Source organism: Paludisphaera soli (assembly GCF_011064595.1).
GTDB lineage: Bacteria > Planctomycetota > Planctomycetia > Isosphaerales > Isosphaeraceae > Paludisphaera > Paludisphaera soli.
In genome coordinates, this window is record NZ_JAALJI010000022.1 from 85,355 (window position 1) to 104,911 (window position 19,557).

At 70.5% G+C, this 19,557-nt stretch carries 20 protein-coding genes, 1 tRNA gene and 1 pseudogene; 13 read left to right on the forward strand and 9 right to left on the reverse strand.

Features of this window, described 5'->3' with window-relative positions; translation table 11 throughout:
• Window positions 1-43: 43 nt before the first annotated feature.
• The gene (locus G6O68_RS23205) at window positions 44-514 is read right to left on the reverse strand and encodes a hypothetical protein (RefSeq protein ID WP_165251036.1); all 471 of its coding nucleotides are present in this window, start codon (window positions 512-514) and stop codon (window positions 44-46) included.
• A gap of 276 nt (window positions 515-790) precedes the next feature.
• Here G6O68_RS23205 and G6O68_RS23210 point away from each other — a divergent pair, with 276 nt between their 5' ends.
• From G6O68_RS23210 to G6O68_RS23270, 13 genes are all read left to right on the forward strand, one after another.
• On the forward strand, window positions 791-3,202 hold the full coding sequence (locus tag G6O68_RS23210) for a DUF1559 domain-containing protein (protein WP_165251037.1): 2,412 nt from the start codon (window positions 791-793) through the stop codon (window positions 3,200-3,202).
• 483 nt (window positions 3,203-3,685) lie between these two features.
• Complete coding sequence (locus tag G6O68_RS23215) at window positions 3,686-4,711, forward strand: DUF1559 domain-containing protein (protein WP_165251038.1); 1,026 nt, start codon at window positions 3,686-3,688, stop codon at window positions 4,709-4,711.
• Between the two features lie 208 nt (window positions 4,712-4,919).
• Entirely contained in the window at window positions 4,920-5,450 is a 531-nt protein-coding gene (locus G6O68_RS23220; RefSeq protein ID WP_165251039.1) for a hypothetical protein, read from the forward strand.
• A 61-nt stretch (window positions 5,451-5,511) separates the two neighbouring features.
• The gene (locus G6O68_RS23225; protein ID WP_165251040.1) at window positions 5,512-6,567 is read left to right on the forward strand and encodes a diacylglycerol/lipid kinase family protein; all 1,056 of its coding nucleotides are present in this window, start codon (window positions 5,512-5,514) and stop codon (window positions 6,565-6,567) included.
• A 68-nt stretch (window positions 6,568-6,635) separates the two neighbouring features.
• Complete coding sequence (gene kdsA, locus G6O68_RS23230; protein WP_165251041.1) at window positions 6,636-7,472, forward strand: 3-deoxy-8-phosphooctulonate synthase; 837 nt, start codon at window positions 6,636-6,638, stop codon at window positions 7,470-7,472.
• Between the two features lie 266 nt (window positions 7,473-7,738).
• Window positions 7,739-9,616 (forward strand): tetratricopeptide repeat protein, encoded by a 1,878-nt coding sequence (locus tag G6O68_RS23235; RefSeq protein WP_165251042.1) that lies wholly within the window; start codon window positions 7,739-7,741, stop codon window positions 9,614-9,616.
• 74 nt (window positions 9,617-9,690) lie between these two features.
• Entirely contained in the window at window positions 9,691-10,482 is a 792-nt protein-coding gene (locus tag G6O68_RS23240; protein WP_165251043.1) for a hypothetical protein, read from the forward strand.
• A 110-nt stretch (window positions 10,483-10,592) separates the two neighbouring features.
• Window positions 10,593-11,759 carry a glycosyltransferase family 4 protein gene (locus G6O68_RS23245; RefSeq protein WP_165251044.1) on the forward strand — a complete coding sequence of 389 codons (1,167 nt, stop codon included), beginning with the start codon at window positions 10,593-10,595 and terminating at the stop codon, window positions 11,757-11,759.
• Between the two features lie 75 nt (window positions 11,760-11,834).
• Window positions 11,835-11,907, forward strand: a tRNA-Thr gene (locus tag G6O68_RS23250).
• 183 nt (window positions 11,908-12,090) lie between these two features.
• On the forward strand, window positions 12,091-12,267 hold the full coding sequence (locus tag G6O68_RS23255; protein WP_165251045.1) for a YegP family protein: 177 nt from the start codon (window positions 12,091-12,093) through the stop codon (window positions 12,265-12,267).
• A gap of 165 nt (window positions 12,268-12,432) precedes the next feature.
• A complete protein-coding gene (locus tag G6O68_RS23260) occupies window positions 12,433-12,630 on the forward strand; it encodes a hypothetical protein (protein WP_165251046.1) in 198 nt (65 codons plus the stop codon).
• A 38-nt stretch (window positions 12,631-12,668) separates the two neighbouring features.
• Entirely contained in the window at window positions 12,669-13,184 is a 516-nt protein-coding gene (locus G6O68_RS23265; RefSeq protein ID WP_165251047.1) for a hypothetical protein, read from the forward strand.
• A gap of 226 nt (window positions 13,185-13,410) precedes the next feature.
• The gene (locus G6O68_RS23270; protein ID WP_165251048.1) at window positions 13,411-13,719 is read left to right on the forward strand and encodes a transposase; all 309 of its coding nucleotides are present in this window, start codon (window positions 13,411-13,413) and stop codon (window positions 13,717-13,719) included.
• Window positions 13,720-13,729: 10 nt separating this feature from the next.
• On the opposite strand, the gene G6O68_RS23275 is transcribed toward G6O68_RS23270, so the two are convergent.
• From G6O68_RS23275 to G6O68_RS23315, 8 genes and pseudogenes are all read right to left on the reverse strand, one after another.
• Window positions 13,730-14,062, reverse strand: coding sequence for a TfoX/Sxy family protein (locus G6O68_RS23275; protein WP_165251049.1), 333 nt, complete (start codon window positions 14,060-14,062; stop codon window positions 13,730-13,732).
• Between the two features lie 28 nt (window positions 14,063-14,090).
• Complete coding sequence (locus G6O68_RS23280; RefSeq protein ID WP_165251050.1) at window positions 14,091-14,912, reverse strand: metallophosphoesterase; 822 nt, start codon at window positions 14,910-14,912, stop codon at window positions 14,091-14,093.
• Window positions 14,913-15,012: 100 nt separating this feature from the next.
• Entirely contained in the window at window positions 15,013-16,086 is a 1,074-nt protein-coding gene (locus G6O68_RS23285) for a DUF1559 family PulG-like putative transporter (RefSeq protein WP_165251051.1), read from the reverse strand.
• A 110-nt stretch (window positions 16,087-16,196) separates the two neighbouring features.
• Complete coding sequence (locus tag G6O68_RS23290) at window positions 16,197-16,409, reverse strand: hypothetical protein (protein WP_165251052.1); 213 nt, start codon at window positions 16,407-16,409, stop codon at window positions 16,197-16,199.
• 276 nt (window positions 16,410-16,685) lie between these two features.
• Window positions 16,686-17,132, reverse strand: a complete 447-nt coding sequence (locus tag G6O68_RS23295) for a cupin domain-containing protein (RefSeq protein ID WP_165251053.1) — start codon at window positions 17,130-17,132, stop codon at window positions 16,686-16,688.
• 74 nt (window positions 17,133-17,206) lie between these two features.
• Window positions 17,207-17,985 (reverse strand): annotated as a pseudogene (locus tag G6O68_RS33630) (ISAzo13-like element transposase-related protein).
• A complete protein-coding gene (locus G6O68_RS23310; RefSeq protein ID WP_165251056.1) occupies window positions 17,879-18,322 on the reverse strand; it encodes a hypothetical protein in 444 nt (147 codons plus the stop codon). Before G6O68_RS23310 ends, G6O68_RS33630 begins: the two are co-directional and overlap by 107 nt.
• A gap of 295 nt (window positions 18,323-18,617) precedes the next feature.
• Window positions 18,618-19,208, reverse strand: a complete 591-nt coding sequence (locus tag G6O68_RS23315) for a chalcone isomerase family protein (protein WP_165251057.1) — start codon at window positions 19,206-19,208, stop codon at window positions 18,618-18,620.
• Window positions 19,209-19,557: the final 349 nt, after the last annotated feature.

The window sequence follows — 19,557 nt, forward strand, 5'->3', positions numbered from 1 at the left end:
AAGCAGCGTTGAAGCCACGGCCCTCCGCCGGGGTCGTTCGCGTTCAGGCCAGTTCGAGCTGGGGCTTCTCCGATTCGAGCCGGGCGACGATCCGCGAGGTGTAGCGCTCCAGCTCCGGCTCGATCACGCAGGCGACCACCTTCCACATCTTGAAGTCCTGCGGGCTGATGCGGTGGTCCGTCGAACGGTTCATGATGACCAGGTTGGCCATCTCGACCGCGCCGAAGTGCGAGATCCCGTGGCTCTTGAGGCACTCGATCGTCGCCGAGAGCCGATCCTTCTGCATGACGGCCCGCTGCTTGTCGCGGTAGTCCTTCACCGCCTGCGCGCCGATCACCGCCGGCGGGGCGAGGAACGTGGCCGCCCCCGCGCCGATCGCCCCGGCCACCGCCTTCGCGCGGTTCGTGCCGCGGAACTTGGCCGAGTCGTAGCTCTGCGCCACGGTGTTGTTGCGGAGCTGGTAGTCGGCGATCTTCTTGTAGTTCTTAACGCCCTGGACGAGGGAATTCAGCATGCTCGGCATCGTCGAGACCTCCCGGGGTGAGGGGACGCGGAATCGGGCCTGAAATCGCCCGACCCCTCCTGAACGTCCGGGGCGTGACAGCATCTGGCTCGGCCCACTTCGGGCGAACTCCTACGGATTTCACTTGTCCTTCGCCCCGGGAGGGCCGTATCCTCCGTCCGCGTCGCGTGGCGCCATGCAAGACGGCAAGTTTACGGATCGAGACGGATCGGGGGTCGGTTCATGGGTCGCGAGCGAAGGATCGAGCGTGGGCGTCCGGGAAGCCGGTTGGCATGGGCGGCGGCGCTCGCGTGCCTGATCGGGATGGGCCTGGCCTCGGGATGGGCGGAAGCCGAGGAGGCGCGGACCTCGCCGGCCAGGTCCGTGCCGGCCGACGGGCTCCTGGCCTATTTCGCGTTCGACGGCCTGAAGGCCCACGAGGCGGCCTGGAAGAAGACCGCCGCGTGGAAGGCGCTCCACGAGACGTCCCTCGGCGCGCTGCTCGACGACCTCGCGAGCCAGGGCCTCGACCTGCTCGGCGAGAACGAGCCCCGCTTCCGCGAGTTCCGCGGGCCTTTGAAGCTGGCCTTCGAGCATCTCAAGGACGAGGGCTTCGCCCTGGGGATCTTCGGCGATCCCAGGAACGTCCCGCTGCGCGTCCTGGTCCTCCCCCGGGCGAACGGCCCGGAGCTGGTGAAGGCCCTGGAGGAGGGGCTCCCCAGGCTCGACGGCCCCGCCGCGAAGACCATCGAACGGGATGGCCGGACCATCCACGCGCTGAACGAGTTCTCGTGGTGGGTTGAGAAGGACGACCTGATCTTCGCCGACGCCGACGGGGTGGACGCCGTCCTGGCGACGCTCGACGGCAAGGCCCCGAGCGCGCTCGACCACCCGCTCCGCGGGGCGTTGACGAAGGCCGACGGCGACTTCGAGCCCGTCGCCCACGGCTTCGTCGACATGGCCGCCCTGCCGCCGCCGCCGCCCGACGTCGCGAAGCTCGGCCTCGACGGCATCAAGCGGATGGACTTCCGCTGGGGCTTCCAGGGCGAGGCCCTGGTGACGATCGGCCGGATCGCCGCGCCGGCCCCGCGCCGGGGCGTCCTGGCGATGCTGGACCAGCCGGAGTTCTCGATCGGCTCCCTGCCGCCGATCCCGGCCGACCTGAACTCGTTCGGCGCCTTCTCGATCGACCTGGCGAAATCCTACGACCGCTTCGCGGCGCTCCTGAAGGAGAACGACCCCGAGGGCGCGGGGCAGATCGCCCGGTTCGAGGCGGCGGCCCGCCAGGTCCTCGGCCTGGACCTCCGCGCCGACCTGCTCAAGCTGCTGGGCCCCAAGACCGCGGTCTACCTGCTGCCGGTCGAGCTTCCCGAGCAAGGCTTCCCCGACCCCCGCATGGCCGGCCTGTTCGTGTATACCGGGCTGGTCCTCTCGATGGAGACGACCGACGAGGCCGCGCTGCCGGCGCAGGTCGACAAGATCGCGAAGCAGCTCAACGCGCTGATCGCCGCCCAGGTGAAGGGGATGCCGCGGACGCCGAAGTTCGTCCGCTCGGCCGGGCCGAAGGTCGAGTACACGATGGAGGTGAAGGGGCTGGGGCTGCCGCCGTTCCTCGAAGACGCCCTGTCGCCGACGATCGCCGTGGGCGGAGGCCAGCTCGTCGTCGCGTTCAGCCGCGACGGGGCCCGGAAGGCGATCGAGACCGCCTCGAATCCCGACAAGCGCTGGAAGCCGACCGGGGCCTTCGTCCCCCTGGCCGAGCGGCTGCCGAACGGCCTGCTCCTGCTGGAGGTCGCCGACGTCCGCGACACCATCCCGGACCTGATCGAGGGGCTGCCTCAGATCGCCGAGATGGCCAACGCCGCGATCGCCGAGCGCATGGGGAAGGAGAACGTGATCGAGGTCGACCCCGAGAAGGTCCCGACCGCCGACCAACTCCGGGCCTTGCTCTTCCCCGCGTCGACGGCCGTCGCCGTGGACGACGAGGGGATCGTGTACCACCAGCGCGAGTCGCTCCCCCGCTTCACCTCGCCCCAGGCCTCGGCCGTGGCGGTCGCGCTCCTGCTCCCCGCCGTGCAGGCGGCGCGCGAGGCCGCCCGCCGCGCCCAGTGCGTCAATGAGTTGAAGCAGATCGGCCTGGCCGCGCACAACTATCACGACGCCCACGGGGCGTTCCCCGCCGACATCGTCGACAAGGACGGCAAGCCCCTATTGAGCTGGCGGGTGGCGATCCTCCCCTACCTCGACCGGCAAGAGCTGTACGAGAAGTTCAAGCTCGACGAGCCGTGGGACTCGGACCACAACAAGCCGCTGCTGGAGGAGATGCCCGGCTTCCTCCTCTGCCCCAGCCGCCCCTCGGGCGACAAGACCCGGACGCCCTACCAGGGCTTCGCCGGCCCCGGCGCGATCTTCGAGCCCGGCCGCAAGGCCCGGATCGCCGACATCACCGACGGCACGTCCTTCACGCTCCTCGCGGTCGAAGGCGAGGCGGACGTCCCCTGGACCAAGCCCGCCGACCTGCCGTTCGACCCCGAGGCCCGGCCGTCCTTCTACGGGGCCGGTTCCAGGCATCCCGGCGGCTTCAACGCCCTGTTCGCCGACGGCTCGGTGCATTTCCTGAAGCGGACGATCAACGCCCTGACGCTCAAGGCGCTCATCACCCGCGACGGCGGCGAGGTCGTCGCGACCGACGCATTCTGAGTCGCCGTCTCAATCAGAACGCGGTCGATGAGGCGAGCCCGGTCGCCCGTCCTCGCGTATCCCGGACGAAATCCGCCGGGAAACGGCGCCCGGCCCCCGTTCTTCCTCACCAACGCGATCGTCACCACGGCCCCGAGTCCCTCGCGCCGATCTCGGTCGAGGGCTCGGGGCCGGTCGTTTCGACCCCCGCCCGCCTCGACGCGATCGGCTCCACCAGCTCCCGGCGGACGTCGGCCCTTGAGCCGTGCCCGACCACGTCCCCGCACGCCCCCCCCCGGAGATCAGACCGACTTCCCTGCCGGGCGCACCTCCGGGACCGAAATCGACCGATGGGCACCGGTCACGGATTGACGGGGGCGAGCGGGCCTGAGCATACTTTAAGAATCGAATTGAGACTGGATCCCAATGTTAATCCTGCATCCGTCGCGAGCGGTCCGCGTCTCAGCGGCCACTTCGCGGAGAATCGAGAGGCTCGTCCCGCCCATGCCCCGCACCGCGTCCCGAGGTTTCACGCTGATCGAGTTGCTCGTCGTCATCGCGATCATCGCCGTGCTCATCGCGCTCTTGCTGCCGGCCGTTCAGTCGGCGCGCGAGGCCGCTCGGCGGATCCAGTGCACGAACAACCTGAAGCAACTTGGCCTGGCGCTGCACAACTACGAGGGGGTCGCCGCGGCCCTGCCGCCGTCGATGTGCATGAAGGGGAGCGGCGCGACGATCTCCTGGAACAACGGCTGGAGCGTGCACGGGCGGATCCTGCCGTTCCTGGAGCAGGGTTCGGCGTTCAACGCCATCAATTTCACCCTGCGTTACAACGTGCCTGAGAACACGACGATCGGCGCCCAGGTGATCGCGGGCTTCCTCTGCCCGAGCGAGATCAACACCCAGCCCCGGGCCACGGCGACGGCCCGGTACGGGGTGAACAACTACGGCTGGAACATGGGCGACTGGTACGTCTGGGGCGGGTTCGGTGGGCCCTCGAACGCCGCCCCCTTCGAGCTGAACCAGAGCCGGACCCTGGCCGCGTTCAGCGACGGCCTGAGCAACACCCTGGTCGCGGCCGAGGTGAAGACCTACCAGCCGAACCTGGCGAACTGCGGCAGCGGCCTGGCCAACGTCGGCAACCCTGCCGCCTTGCCGTCGCCAGCCTCCGACCCCTACACGGTCGCCCCCGAGTACAACGCCGGCTGCACCCTGGCGACGACCGGGCACACCGAATGGGTGGACGGCGCGGTGCACGAGACCGGGTTCACCACCGCCTGGACGCCCAACAAGCGGATCGTCCGATCCGGAGGCGACCCGCGCCAGGACCTCGACCTCGTCGGCCGTCGCGAGAGCACGGGAGGCCCGACCTTCGCGGCGGTCACGTCGCGCAGCCATCACCCCGGCGGGGTCAACGCCTTGCTGGCGGACGGTTCGGTCCGGTTCGTCAAGGATTCGATCAACGGCGACGCCTGGCGGGCCCTCGGAACCCTCCGCGGCGGCGAGGTCGTCAGCGGCGACGCCTATTGAGCCGCGGGCCGCGAGGTCCCGGCGGCGGACCTTGCCGGTCGCACAGCCTCGTCAGGGAGAAACTTCGAGGGCGATTGGCGAGGGCGGGGATCGAGGGGTATATTGAAGAGTGCCATCGACTTCCCATCCCCGCGTGCGCCTCGGGCTGTCCGCCCGCCGGGCTTCGTCGGCGGTTGTCTTATAAGGGCCTAGTGGCAGGAGACGTCCGATGTCGACCGCGGGCAAGGTGCTCGTCGCAATGATCCTCTTGGTCACCGTGGCCTGGCTGTTCCTGGGGGCGGGCGTCGCCCAGCTGAACCGCAACGGCAACGCGGCCCTCGCCAAGCTCCAGGCCGACCTGGCCAAGGCCGAGGAAGGCCTCCATCAGGCGCAGGTCGACCTGGTCAAGATCAAGGACGACACGACGGTGTTCCAGGAGAACATGGACACCCAGGTCGCCGTCATCCGCGCCCGGGTGACCGACGTGGAGGCCTCCGGCTCGCGTCTCAAGGCCGTCCTGAACAATATGCAGCATCAGCTCGAGACGGTGCAGAGCACCGTGGAACAGGCCCAGCACGACCTGGACGTCCGCAAGCAGGAGCGGGCCGACGAGACCAAGTCCCTGGCCGACGCTCGCGCCCAGGTCCGCTCGCTCCGCGACCGGGACGCCGAGCTGACCGATCGTCTGAAGAAGCTCCGCGAAGAGTTCCAGATGACGTACGCGAAGAACGTCGAGTCGCTCGGCACCTCCTCGCGCTGACGCCGAGCCTCCGGACGGATTCGACCGCGACGGGACCGAACGTCGCGGCCCCAGGGCTTCCATGACATCGACATCGACAGACGGCTCGCCTCAGGAGCACGGATCGCCCCACACCCCGCCGGCCCCCGGGGGCTGGGTCGGCGTGGTGGCCAACCCCGGCTCCGGCGCCGGGGCCAGCCGCCGCCAGGCCGGCCGGCTCATGGCGGCGCTGGAGGGCCTGGGCTTCGCTTCGCAGGTCGCCTGGACGCCGGCCGAACGGGCGGCGCTCGTGGCCCGCGCCGACGCCGACCCTGCGTGCCGCTGCCTGGTCGCCGTCGGGGGCGACGGCACCGTCTCGGCCCTCATCAACGAGGAGCCGAGCACGCCGATCACCGTCCTCCGCACCGGGACCGAGAACCTCGCCGCCCGCCATTTCCAGCTCCGGGCCGACGCCGACTGGCTGGCCCGGACGATCGCCGTCGGCAAGGTCGTGCCGGTCGACGTGGGGCTCGCCAACGGCCGCCGGTTCCTGCTGATGGCCGGCTTCGGCTTCGACGGCGACGTCGTCACCCGCCACCACCGCACCCGGACGGCCGCCGGCGTGGTCCGCACCACCCACCGCGCCGCGTACGTCGAGCCGATCCTGCGGTCGAGCTTCACGTACCGATTCCCCAGCATCGCCGTCCACATCGAGGACCCCGGCGCGGAGGAGACGCTGATCGGCACCACGGTCTTCGCGTTCAACCTCCCTCGCTACGCCCTCAACCTCCCCTTCGCCCCCGCCGCCCGCCAGGACGACGGGCTGCTCGACCTCGTCGTCTTCCGCGACCCCGGGCCGTTCCAGGCCCTGTATTACCTCTGGCGGGTCGTCCTGGGGAACCACCTGAAGCTCGCCGGGGTCCACCACCGCCGGGTCCGGCGGATCTCGCTCTCGTCGCGCGGGACCGTGCCCATCCAGATCGACGGCGACCCCGCCGGCCAGCTCGCCCCGGGCGGGGCCGAAGACCCCGCGGCCGCCGGGTGCTCCGACCTGTGGACGATCGAGGTGCTGCCGAGGGCCCTCCGCGTGCTGGTCGACCCCGCCTGGACGCCCACGCCCCGGCGGACCGCCCTCGTCGGCGGCGGGCTGTTCCGCTAAGATCCGGGCCGCCGGCCCCCACGAGGGGGGCGGGCGCGATCGGTCGAAAGCCCAAGGAGTCGAACACGGTGAACGTCGTCCCCAACCCGGTGACGGTCGGCCCGGTGAAGATCGGGTACGGACAGCCCCTGGCCCTGATCGCCGGCCCCTGCGTGATGGAGCCGGGCGACCTGACGCGTCGGATCGCCGCGCGGCTGGTGGAGATCTGCGGCGAGCTGGGAGTTCCGCTGATCTTCAAGGCGTCGTTCGACAAGGCCAACCGCACGTCGGGATCGAGCTTCCGCGGGCCCGGATTGCAAGGGGGCATGGAGGTCTTCCGCCAGGTCAAGGCCGAGACCGGCCTGCCGGTGACCACCGACGTCCACGAGACGATCCAGGCCGCCCCCATCGCCGAAGTCGTCGACCTGCTCCAGGTGCCGGCGTTCCTCGCCCGCCAGACCGACCTGCTGGAGGCCGTGGCGGCGACCGGCCGGGCGGTGAACGTCAAGAAGGGGCAGTTCATGGCCCCCTGGGACATGAAGAACGTCGTCGCCAAGCTCCAGGACTTCGGCGCGGCCGGCACCCTGCTCACCGAGCGCGGGACCACCTTCGGCTACGGCCGGCTCGTCAACGACATGCGCGCCATCCCCCAGATGCAGGAGACCGGCGCCCCGGTCGTCTTCGACGCCACCCACTCGGTCCAGCTCCCCGGCGGCGGCGAGGGGGGCAAGACCACCGCCGGCCAGCGCGAGATGATTCCGACCCTGGCGAAGGCCGCCGTCGCCGCCGGCTGCGACGCCGTCTTCCTGGAAGTCCACCCCGACCCCGACAAGGCCCTCTCCGACGGCCCCAACTCCCTGCGGCTCGACGACCTAGCCGGGCTGCTTCGCACCCTCCTGCGGGTCCGCGAGGCCGTCGCCGGCTGAACGCCCGGCCGATTACCGGCGGCGGGGACGAACCGGAATCGCCCCGCCGACGTATTTTCCCGCGAGGGATCCCCGGAAAGGGCTCGCGGGCCTCGCCGCCCGTCGACACAATAAGACGACAGTCGATCGAATCGAGGGCCGACCTCGCCCCCGCCGGCGACCCACCGCATCCCCCGCGCCCGGATCCGAAGTCGTAGAATCCGTCATCCGAACTCGATCCCCCCCGGGACGCGGCCCGAGCATCTCACCAGGAGCGACCGACTTTGATGGGGTCCATTCGTTGCGCAGGCGCCGCCCGGGCCGTCCTGCTCGGGTTCACGTCCGCGGCCATCCTCTCGGGCTGCAACTACACGCCTCCCAGCCGCACCACGTCCGCCACCGGCACCTTCCGCCCCGGCGCGGCCGCGATCAAGTCGAAGGCCAAGGCGGGGGCCGCCGGCCGCCGCGACTCCGTGGAGCGGGCCGCCATCCTGGAGAGCTCGATCCAGCTCATCCAGAGCGCCGCCCTGAAGCCCGGCGGCGACAACTTCCGGCTGGCGACCCAGAAGCTCAACCAGTACTTCGAAGGCACGCCGGCGATCGAGTACATCCTCCGGCCCGACGTCCTCCGGTTCCTCGGCCGCCAGCTCCCCACGAAGATGATGGGCGAGCTGCAGGCGTCGGAATGGTCCGAGAGCCGCGACGCCCGGCACATCGAAGACTGCATGATGTACAGCGACATCGCCGGCCGCGTCGGCGGCACCGGCGACGACCTCTCGCGGGTCCGCCGGGTCTTCGACTGGACCGTCGAGCAGGTCCAGCTCGTCCCCGCCGGCAGCATGGGGACGCCCCAGCTCCCGCAGGTCTACGCCCGCCCGTATGACCTCCTCCTGCGCGGGATGGCCACGGAATCCCAGGGCTTCTGGGCCGAGCGCTCCTGGATGTTCATGGCCCTCTGCCGCCAGCTCGGCGTGGACGTGGGGCTCCTGAACTACTCCAAGGGGAACACCGTCGAGCCCTCGATCCCCAAGTCGGGCGACCCCATGTCCCCCTTCGGCCAGCCCCAGGCCGACCGCCCGCCGGTCGTCTGGATCTGCGCCGCCCTGATCGACGGCGAGGCCTACCTGTTCGACGCCCGCGTCGGCCTCCCCGTGCCCGGCCCCGGCGGCGAAGGTGTCGCCACCCTCCGCCAGGCCCTGGCCGACCCCTCGATCCTGGAGGCCATGAACCTCCCCGGGCTCTCCCCCTACGAGACCAGCCGCGCCACCCTGGTCGCCAGCCCGACCAAGATCGGCGTCCTGATCGACTCCAGCAAGGGCTACTACACGCCCAAGATGAAGCTGCTGCAGGGCGAGCTGGCGGGCACCAACCGGACGATCCTCTACCACGAGCCGACGGCGATCGAGGCCCACTTCGCCGAGGTCCTGGGGGACCGCCTGGGCGAGGTCGCCCTCTGGACGCTCCCCCTGGAGGTCGAGACCCGGCTGTTCACCGACCCCAACTTCGTCGCCGCCACCCAGCAGTCGCTCCTGTTCTTCCGGGGCGAGATGCCCCTGCTCTACGCCCGCATCAAGCACCTCCGCGGCGACCTGGCCGAGGCCGTCTCCGACTACGTCTCGTTCCGGTTCTCCGAGAACGAGACCTTCGTCACCAACAAGAACCAGGTCATCCCGGGCGCGATCCAGCAAGGGCTCGACGTCTACGCCAGCTATTACCTGGCCCTTGCCCACCTGGAGCGGAAGAACCTGGACCAGGCCGAGCTGATGTTCCGCAAGGTCCTGGAGATGCTCCCCGAGCCGACCGCGAACGACCCGCCGTACTTCATGTTCCGCTGGGGCGCCCACGCCAACCTCGGCCGCATCTACGAGTCCCAGGGCGACCCCCGTCGCGCCATCGCCCACTACACGGCGATGGACCCGACCATGCAGTCCCACGGCAACCTCCTGCGGGCCCGCGACCTCGTCTGGCAAGACCCGACCCAGGACGCCCCGGACCCGCTGCCGGCCGCCCCCAAGGAGTTCGCCCGCATCGCCGCGCCGGCCGCCGCCCCCCAGCCCGCCGAGCCCCCGAAGGCCGAGGAAGCCCCCAGGCCCGACGAGGCCCCGGGAAATCCCGAGCCGGCGCAAGCGGAGCCGCCGGCCCAGGCCCCCGGTGTGGTAGAATGACCGTGTGACGGGGCGAGGTTCGCCGAGGGATCCGCCCCCCTACGCACCACGACGCGGCCCCGCACGAGACCCCCATGCCGGACGATTTCGCTGAGCCTGGAACGCCTCGCCCAGGGTCGCCGCGCGCGGCGAACGGCTCCGCGCCGAACGGGGTCTCCGTCGCGGCCCGCAAGGCCGAGGGGGATGACCCCGGCTGGGTCGTGGAGACCGTGTTCAGCCCGTTCCACTGCCTGTATCAGGACGCGCTCCACTTCCACACCCAGAGCCGCCTGGCCTATTCCGAGGCCGAGGCGTCGCGGCTGGCCCGCGCGGCGTTGATGCTCTACGTCGCGTCGGCCGAGGCACTCGTGCGGCAGGCGGCCGTGGAGCTGGGCCGTCCCGAGCTTCGCGGGCTCCTGGCCGACCCGAGCCGGCCCCTGCCGCTGGCCGAGGCCTGGCGGCTGCTGCCGGCGATCGTCGCCGAGCCGGGCGTCCCCACGCCGTCGTTCAGCCCCGAGGCCCCCCCCTGGCCCCAGTTCGCCGAGCTGCTGATGCTGGAGACCTCCTGGGTCTACCCCGGCCCCCCGTCCACCCGCCGGGCCTACTACCACTCCGCCCGCCGCGACGGCGACTACGAGCCGATGCAGCCCCATCAGGTCCCCGCCTCGCTGCGACGGGCCGTGAAGGCCGAATCCCTGACCTTCCCCCGCACGGGCCTCCCGCGCGACCCCTACGCCCTCCGCCCCCGCCACCTGGACACCGCCCGGGGCGTGCTCGACGCCGCCATCGAGGCCCTGGACCGCCGCACCGGGGGCGTGCTCTGCCAGGACAAGCGCCACCGTCGCGAGCCCACGCGGATGATCGCCCCGCCCGCCGACGGCGGCTGAGCCGGCCCGCCGTCGAGTCGCGGCGGTACCGGGTTCGCGCCCGCGTCGCCAGCCACTATCCTTGAAGCCCCTCGGACCAGGAAGACCGGGGTCAAGGAGGAGCTGCTTCGATGCGCGTTCTGATGGTGACCTCGTTCCCGATCCCGGGCGAATACGACGGCACGGCGATGCTGCCGATCAAGATCCTCAGGGCTCTCAAGCCGCGCGGGGTCGACGTCGTCGTCGCCCACCTGCGGCTGCGGCCCCCCGGGGGGCTCGCCGCCGAGCGGGCCGACTTCGAGGGGACGCCCGTCTTCACCGTGCCGCCGGCCGCCTGGCTCGTCGGCCGAGGGCTGGAGCGGATCGCCCGCGAGTTCCCGTTCGACGTCGTGCACGCCCAGCATTACGGCGGCGCGACCCGCGCCTCGTTCGCCTGCCGGCGCAACGGCTGGCCCATGGTCTACGAGATCCACTCCCTGCTCGGCGAGGAAGTCGAACGCGACCGGCTCGGCCGCGGGCCCGTCTTCCGGGCCTATCAGGCCCTCGAACGCAAGGTCGTGGACCGCGCCGCGCAGGTGATCGCCCTGGGCGAGCCGGTGAAGGACGTGGTCGTCCGCGAGAAGAACGTCCCGGCCGACCGCGTGACCGTCATCTATCCGGGCATCGACCTGGGCGAGTACGAGCGGCCCGTCCCGGACACGCCGATCCCGGGCGTGGGGCCGGAGCACAAGGTCGTCATGTACATCGGCAGCATCGTGCACCCGAACCAGGGGGTGCCGATCCTGATCGACGCCCTGCCGAAGATCTTCGCCGCCCGCCCCGACGCCCGCTGCGTGCTGGTCGGCGGCCCGGCCGAGGCCGGCGAGGAATACCGCCGCCAGCTCGGCGAGTACGGCGACCGCCTGGTCGTCATCACCGGCACCACCCCCGAGCAGGTCGTCGCCCTCAGCCGACGGGCCGACGTGCTGGTCCACCCCCGCCTGGCCTGCCGCGAGAACTTCTCGGTGCAGAGCAAGCTGGCCGTCTACCTCGCCGCCGGCCGGCCGATCGTCGCCACCGACTTCGGCGACTACAAGCCGCTGCTGGGCGACACGGGCGCCGGCGTTCTGACCGAGGTCGCCCCCGGGCCCCTGGCCGACGGCGTCCTCAAGGTCCTGGACGACCCCGAGCTGGCCGCGAGCCTCGCCGCCGCCGGCCGCCCCGTCGCCGAGGAATACTTCGGGATGGACCGCAACGTCGACCGCTACCTGGACGTCTACCGCCGCGCCATCGAACTCGGCCCCCGCGCGGGATCTTGACAGCCCGAGGCCTCCCCTTATAATCTGAATCCTCGCGTGCAAGCCCGTCGCCCTCGATCGACGCCGCACGCCGTCGCCACCTTAGCTCAGTTGGTAGAGCGCAGCTTTCGTAAAGCTGAAGTCCAGGGTTCGAGTCCCTGAGGTGGCTCTCGCTTCTCCCCCCTCCCGGCTCATTCGAGTCGGCTCATCGCCGGGCCAACTACGGCTCCCGACGACAAGATCATCGCTCACGCGCCTGGCGCACCGCCCGGTTGCGGGAGGCTCGCCGTCGCCTTAAGCTGCAAGTCTTGAGGAACCGCATCCCCACCCGTTCCCCTGGGAGGCGTCGACGATGAAGTTCGTGATGTATCGCGACTCGAAAGGCGAGTTCCGATGGCGGCTGATCGCCACCAACGGCAAGACCCTCGCCGACAGCGGCGAGGGCTACAAGAACAAGGCCGACTGCGCGGCCACCATCGACTCCATCAAGAAGCTCGCCCCGAACGCCTCGGTCGAAGAAGAAGCCTGACCCGCCGACGCGTCCCGCCAGATCTGACTCGACTTGCGCGCGACGGTCCCGTCGCGCGCAAGTTTCGCCCCGTCTCCGCGCGGCGATCTCGGTCCATACTCTAGGAAGACCACCGACCGCACCGACGTCGCGGCCGGGCCCTTCCACCAGGAGCGGAGCGGACCGATGAAGCTCGAAGAGAAGTTGCAGCAGGTGTCCGAGGCGACGGCCCAGGTCGAGGCGAAGATCGGCCGCCTCATCGCGGAGCGCGAGGACCTCCGGAGTCGGCTCGCCGGGCTCGAGCCCAGCCTGGGGGAGCTGACCTCGGAGCAGGAGGCGGAGCTGGACCAGGCCATCGAGCGCCTGAAGATGCTCGCGGCCTGACGCCGGACGAGTCCCCCCGCCCGACGAAAGGCTCCCCGATGGCCTCCGACCCCAACATCCTGGAGATCCCGCCCGGGGAGTACTCGATCCCGGGCGTGGACCGCATCCTCGTCGTCCAGGGTGCCGCCTTCTGGCGGCTCCCCTCGCAGCTCACCAACCTCGCCGACCTGGCCCGGCCCCAGGTCGCCCCCTCGTCGCCGGTCCTCCCCCCGCCGGCGACGCCGCCGGCCGCCCCCACGCCGATCGCCCCGGCGGGCCCCTCGATGGCCTTCTACATCCTCCTGGCCCTGGTCGGCACCGGGTTCGGAGCCTGGGCCCTGCCGAAGCTCGACGCTCGGAGCCACCCCGACTCTCCCTCGCCCATCGCCCCCATCGACCCCGCCCCCAGGCCCGCGCCGCCGGATCCCCCCCAGCCCCGGCCCCGGCCCGACTGGCTCCCGCAGCTCGAAGCCCTGGACTCGCGGCTGGACCACCTGGAACGCTCCGTCTCGGGGCCGCCGACGCCGCCGACGCTCCCGATCCGCCAGGCCTCGCCCCAGCTCCCGCCGGGCTGATCGGATCGCCCCCGACCCCTCGCCCCACCTCTCCCAACGGCCCGCGCCCCTCGTCACGAGGGCGCGGGCCGTTTTCGTTTGCGCCTCGGCCCCGCCGACCGCCGCAAGCCTCGGCCGGCGAACGATTTCCAGGGAAAATCCGGACGTTCGTCGAGAACCTTCCGGGCTCTGGAATCGTACTATTCTTATGAACACAACCCTCGATCGACCGAGCACGAAATCGCCCGTGGCGCTGGCCCGGGCGGCCCTGACCGTCGCGGCCGAGACGCTGCCGGCGTACTCGTCCAAGTTCTCCCGCAAGGACTTCACCCAGCATCAGCTCTTCGCCATGCTGGCGGTCCGGAAGTTCCTGAAGCTCGACTACCGCGGCCTGGAGGTCCTCCTCCGCGAATGGGCCGAGCTTCGCGAGGTCCTCGGCCTGCGCAAGGTGCCGGACCACTCCACGATCCAGAAGGCGGCCCGCCGGTTGATGGCTTCGCGCGCCCCGGTCCTCTCCTGGTTCGGCCCCCACGGGTCGCCCCGCCGCGTGGCCTGATCGGGTCGCGTCACCCGCGTCGCGCCGACCGCCGCGACGCCAGCACCGCCTCGGCGGCCCAGGCGAGGAGCGCCTCCTGGTCGCCGAGGACGTCCGCCGGGACCTCATGGTAGGACCGCAAGGTCTGCCGCTCGCTCGGGCGGAAAGGCCCCATCCCCCGGGCCTCGTACTCCCCCCTCGACTCCCCGTCGACCTTGAAATACAGCCGCCCGGCGAAGGCCAGCGCGAAGATCGTCCCGGCCTGGTAGATCGCCCGGCCGCCGAACATCGAACGCGTCGACACGTCCCCCAGCGCCAAGAGCCGGGCGGCGAACTCGTCCTCCCAGGGGTGAGCGGCCTTCACGTCGGGCCTCCTTCGAGTCGATCCGCCCTCACCCCCGGATGAACACCGGCGGGGCGTCGGCGGCGGTGAGCAGGCAGGCGGTCGGCTCGCCGAAGCCGCCGCTGGTGTCCAGGCGGATGCGCACGGCGTCGGCCGAGGGCTCGGCGACCCGGTCGTGGCCGGTGACCTGCACCTTGCCCGGATAGGCGAGGGGTCGGTCCGAGAGGGTCCGATCCGCCCCCAGCCAGACGGGGTACTCGTCCTCCCAGAGCATCGCCGTGATCGAGCCTTCCCGAGGCCGCAGCGTCGAGCGGTCCCAGCGACGGGCGCGCAGGGCGGCCACCTGCTCGACCGGGCCGGCCCCCAGCTCGGGCGAGAGTCCGCAATGGAGGAAGAGGTGTCCCGGCGCCTCGACGACCCACCGGAGCCCGGCCAGGAACGCCCGATGCTCGTCCGGGATCGCGGCGCGGAAGGCGTCCAGGTCGTCCTGGAAGCCGACGTCGCCGGGCCGCGCGGGACGGCCCAGGTACGATTCGAAGGTCGGGCCGCCGTCGTAGACGTCCTGATAACGCGAGGGCCAGTAGGGCGAAGGCGGGCCGCCGTCGAGCCGGGCGGAGCGGATCAACGCCAGGTCGTGATTGCCCATCACGGCCGAGCCGCCGGTGGGTCGCCGGAGCAACTCCAGGACGAGGTCGATCGTCCCGCGCGAGTCGGGCCCCCGGTCGACGAAGTCGCCGAGGAACACGAGGGCGCAATCGGCCCACTCGGGCCGGCGTTCGAGGGCCCCGACGAGCCGTTGCAGCTCCTCGCGACGGCCGTGGAGGTCGCCTATGGCGATGATCGGATAGTCGAGTTCGTCGGGGAGAGGCATCGGGCCCCGTCCAAATGGCGGCGGCCCCGGCCGACGCCCGCGCGTGGGGCGTCGGCCGGGGCCGGGTGGTCTTCCCAAGCTTAGTCGATCGGCGATCCGATCAATAGGCGTCGGAGCTGATGACCTCGCCGCCGGCCATGGTGCCGAGGGCGCGCCAGGTCTCGCGGTCGACCGAGTTCCGGATGAACCGGACGGAGCCGTCGCAGAAGGCGGCGTTCACCCCGCCCGAGTGGAACGAGCTGGCCGAGACGAGCCAGCCGGCGTTCCAGCCGTCCGGGAACGAGGTGCCGGCCCGGCAAGACTTCGAGTTCGGCGGGCTGGTGTGGTGGTAGCCGCCGCCCCGGCCGACGTCGCCGGACATCCAGTACTCGCCCTTGAAGTCCCAGGGGTTCGTGGTGTTGGCGGCCTGACAGGCCTGGTAGTCCCCCTCGTTGTTGACCGAGGCCCCGATGGGCACCGAATAGTACACCAGGTTGAGCCCGGGCCTGCGGGAGCCGCTGCTCCCCTTGACCCATTCGCTGAAGATCACGGTGTTGCTCAGGCCGTCGGTGACGCTGGAGACGGTGACCGTCGCGCCGACGTCGGCCGGGAAGTCCGACGCGGCCAGCGAGTGGGCGCTGCCGCCGATGTAATAGCCGGGGCCGTTGATCCGGCCGCCGGTGTAGGCGCGGTTCGTGCCCACGTTGTTCGGGTAGTTGGAGACCCCCACGGCGAAGCTGATCGTGCTGCCGCTGGCCTGGTTCAGCCCGGTGTTGCCCGGGTTGGGGTCGGACGGGCAGAGGAAGCTGGAGATCTGGATCGCCCCCGCCGTGCCGTTGATGAGCCGGCCCACCGGATAGCCGACGCCCGTGCTCGGCTTGACCGGCGAGACGTCGAAGTTGATGGCGTTCATGGCCGCGTTCTGCTCCATGTAGGGCAGGATCCGCGTCTTCATGGAGTGCCGCTGCCAGACCTGGTTCGCCGCCGTGTAGTACCCGCCGGTCGGCGGCACGGACTCGTTCGACGAGATGTAGTTGTGGATGGCCAGGCCGATCTGCTTCATGTTGTTCGTGCACTGCACCCGGCGGGCGGCCTCCCGCGCGGACTGCACGGCCGGCAGCAAGAGCGCGATCAGGACCGCGATGATGGCGATGACCACCAAAAGCTCGATGAGCGTAAATCCACGTCGCTTCACGATGACGATTCCTCGATGAAAATCAATGAAACAATTTAAACATAAACAGGAAACCCCGATCCGGGCTCGCCGGGGAGGCTTGCCGCCAGTGCGATGCCGTCCGGCCCGGCTCAGCGGGGCTTCCGCTTGTACTCGATCGGCGGCGGCTCCGACTGGGCGGCGGCCTCCTCGGAAGTCTGGGGGGCGTCGTCGGTGACGATCGGCTTCTCGATGTCGTGGGCGTTGGGGTTGGCCGGCTGGCACCCCGCGGGCGTGAGCAGCAGAACCCCCGTCGCGATCGCCAGCAGCGACCACGAGAGCGTCTTCCAATTCCGAGATTCCATGGGCCGGGCCTGATCCTTCCGTTCGGGGCCTGTCGGTCGCATCCGGACGAGTACGGCGAAACCCAAACCGCCCGGCGAGTCTTCGCGGGCGGCCGAGTTCCGAACCGTGGTATTGGATGCGGGGCGGGTCCGTATTCTATAGGACTCAGGACCCAGATGTCGACACATGTCGGCCGGATGGTCCGTCCGACGGCCGCGATCGGCCCGCCATGACATCTTACGCGGGCGATCGCCGGGAGTCCGTGAAGGTTTCGAGGAGGTCGTCCCGGGGGCCGGTCAGGGCCCGGCCAGGATCTCCAGGCCGTACCTCGGCGCGGCCGCCAGCAGCCGCTCGACGTCCGCGTGCGAGGGCGGGATCGGGTCGGCCTCGGGACCGTCCAGGCGGGTGCCGACCTCGGCGAAGAAATCTTCCAGCCCGGCCGGCGTGACGGCGATGATCAGCTTCCCCGGCGCGGCACCGACGTTCCGGAAATTGTGCGGCACGCCCCGACGCCCGAACAGCGACCCACCGGCCGCGAGCCGGATCGGCGAGCCGTCGACCACGAACTCGAACTCCCCCTCGACGACGTAGAACAGCTCGTCCTCGCGCGAGTGCACGTGCGGGGGCGACCCGCCCCCCGGCGGCACCCACGCTTCGAAGATGAAGCAGGCCCCCGCCGTCTCCGCGCCCGTGGTCAGATAAACGTAACGGTCGCCGACGACCGAATAGACCGGGTTCGCCATCGTCCTGTCTCTCCTGCCTGGTGGAACGCCGGCCCCCGGACTCCCATGGTCGAGGGCTCCCCCGCGTTCCTGTCCTATTCGAGACGCCGATTCGCCGTCCTGCGCCGACCGATTTCATCAAGCTCTCGGCAGCCGGCCGGGGGCTTCGGGGGCCGGTATTCTCGGCCCCCGTTCTTGATGCGCCCGACCAACTCCTTCTTCTTGGGGTCCACCGAGATCGCCGGCTGGCGGCGCTTCAGCGATCTCCCACCCGCTTGTTGATGGACTCGGACCGGGCGTCACGATCCGGGTGCGAGCCGCCCTCGCGGGTCTTGCGATTGGACCGGAGGCCGACCCCCGCCCGCTCCAGCAGCGTAGGCATCGTGGCGTGGCTAACGGGGTGATTTTGCGGCCCGATTTCGCGGGCGTTCTCGATCGTCCACCGCAACGGCGACTCGAGGTCGCCACGGGTGGCCGGTTCTACGAGCGTCTCCAAGGCGGGCACCAGGTCATGGTCCCGCTCGCCTACGGGCTTCCGGTCCCCGCTGGGGCGGCGGACCCGCATCCTTCCCGCGGCTCCCCGACGTGTCGCCGCTTCGCAATTCGGCGACGCCCGCCTTGATCGTCGTCGGGGGCAGTCCCGTCGCTGTAGGGACTGCCGTGATGCCGCAAATCCGCTCGATGACAGTGTCGTCCCCCATCCCGTTGCCCTTGCTGATGGCTCCGAGCCGGAGAAAGCCGGATACCAGGTCGCGTCCCGATCGACTTCAAGGCCGGCCCGAGGCGTCCTCCTTCGGGCCCGGGTCTCGAGGGCCACCGTCCGCTCCCGCCTCCTGCTCATGCTCCCAGGCGTAGAGGTATTCGGCGATGGCATCCATCCCAGCAACCGTAAGGAGGAACCCACACAACTCCCGGCCCTCGTCGCCCGAGACCCGGACGCAGAGCACCTCCGCGCGGAAAGAAGAGGCGCCGACGTGGGGCATCTCCCCGGCGACATTCGCAATCTCGATCTGAACCTTCACGGCGGCGTAGACATTATGCCGGTGGTATTCGAAGTCCTCCCCGAATGCGGACCTCAAGTCCTCATGTGCAGAGGCCAAGAGAGTCACCTGTGAGGGCGGTTCGCAAGGGGAGGCGCGGACCGTGACTTCGGCGAAATGCTCTCGACCGTCTCGCCGGATCGCCTTACGGCTGGTGTAAGTCGATTCCATGCGCCCGATCTCCCACGACGACCGCCGAGGCTCCCCTACGCCATCGTCCTCGCAAATCGCTCAGGATCGGGGAAGATCGATTTCACCAGGTTGGTTTTGACAGGCCCCTGGCTCGAAACGGCCTCGGCCGCCGCTCGGAATCGTCACGCCGAGCTCATGCGGGTGGTCGATCCGGGGTCGCGTCGCGGCCCAGGCCTTCGGTCCCTGAAGAGCCTCCGCATCCGACCTTCCAGGAGGCTGATAGGACGAGGCGTGGCGGAATCCGCCATCACGCCACGGCAGCCGCCGAATCCCCTCACCGGCGGGAAATCAGCCCGGTCTTGATGGCGTCGCCCAGATTGTTCGGGCCGAGGTAAACGTCCCACACCGCCCGCGCGAACTCGCCGTTCGGCAGGGTCAAGGCCGGGGCGTCGCGCAGCTGACAGCGGAAGCCGACGACGGGATCGGAGGTGAGCCAGAGGCTCTTGCCCTTGCTGACGGGATGCGCCTCGAAGTATCCGGCCAGCGCGTCCAACTCGGCCTTGAAGGCGGGCGCCGGATGGTTCATCGCGACGGCCTCGCGGAACGACTTGGCGAGATCGGCGCTGGCGATCGAGCGCTCGAAGAAGAGACAGAGCATCTTCGGGACGGCCGCGCCCGCCAGCTCCTCGGGGGTGCGAACGACGGCCTCGTCGTGCACGTAGCTCGCGATGGAGTAGACGTTGAACGTCCACTTCGTCCGCATCGCGGTCCCCGTGAGCTTGAGCCGGATGGGCGTGTCGCCCGACTGTCCCGCGACCGACGTGGGGTAGCGAGTGCTCCCGATGGTCACCGTCGAGTCGGCCGCGAACGCGGCCCCGCACAGGCCAAGCAGGGCCGCCGCCAGCATTCCTTTCCCGTGCTTCATCTCCCCCCCTCTCACGTCACCTGGGCCGCGGAACGGTGGCGGGAAATACGGAGGCCGCCCCGGCGCGCAAACATGCCGGAAGTGCGGGAATCGTGCAAGGCTGAACCAACTCCGCCGAGGGGCGGCGCAGGCCGCCGACATCCCGGCCTCAAGCAGCGAGGGCAAAAGGAACCAGGCGGCGAGATGATGGCCGAGCGAAGTCGCCGAGGGCGGGCGCTCGAAAACACCGAGGCTGGGCAGGGGTCGCCTGCCCAGCCTCGGTCGTGGGTGCCTCGCCTGCCGCTCGCGGCGGTGTGCAATACCGGGCGGTCGAGCCGCCGGGTAGCAGGAGTTTCAGGCGCGGAGCACT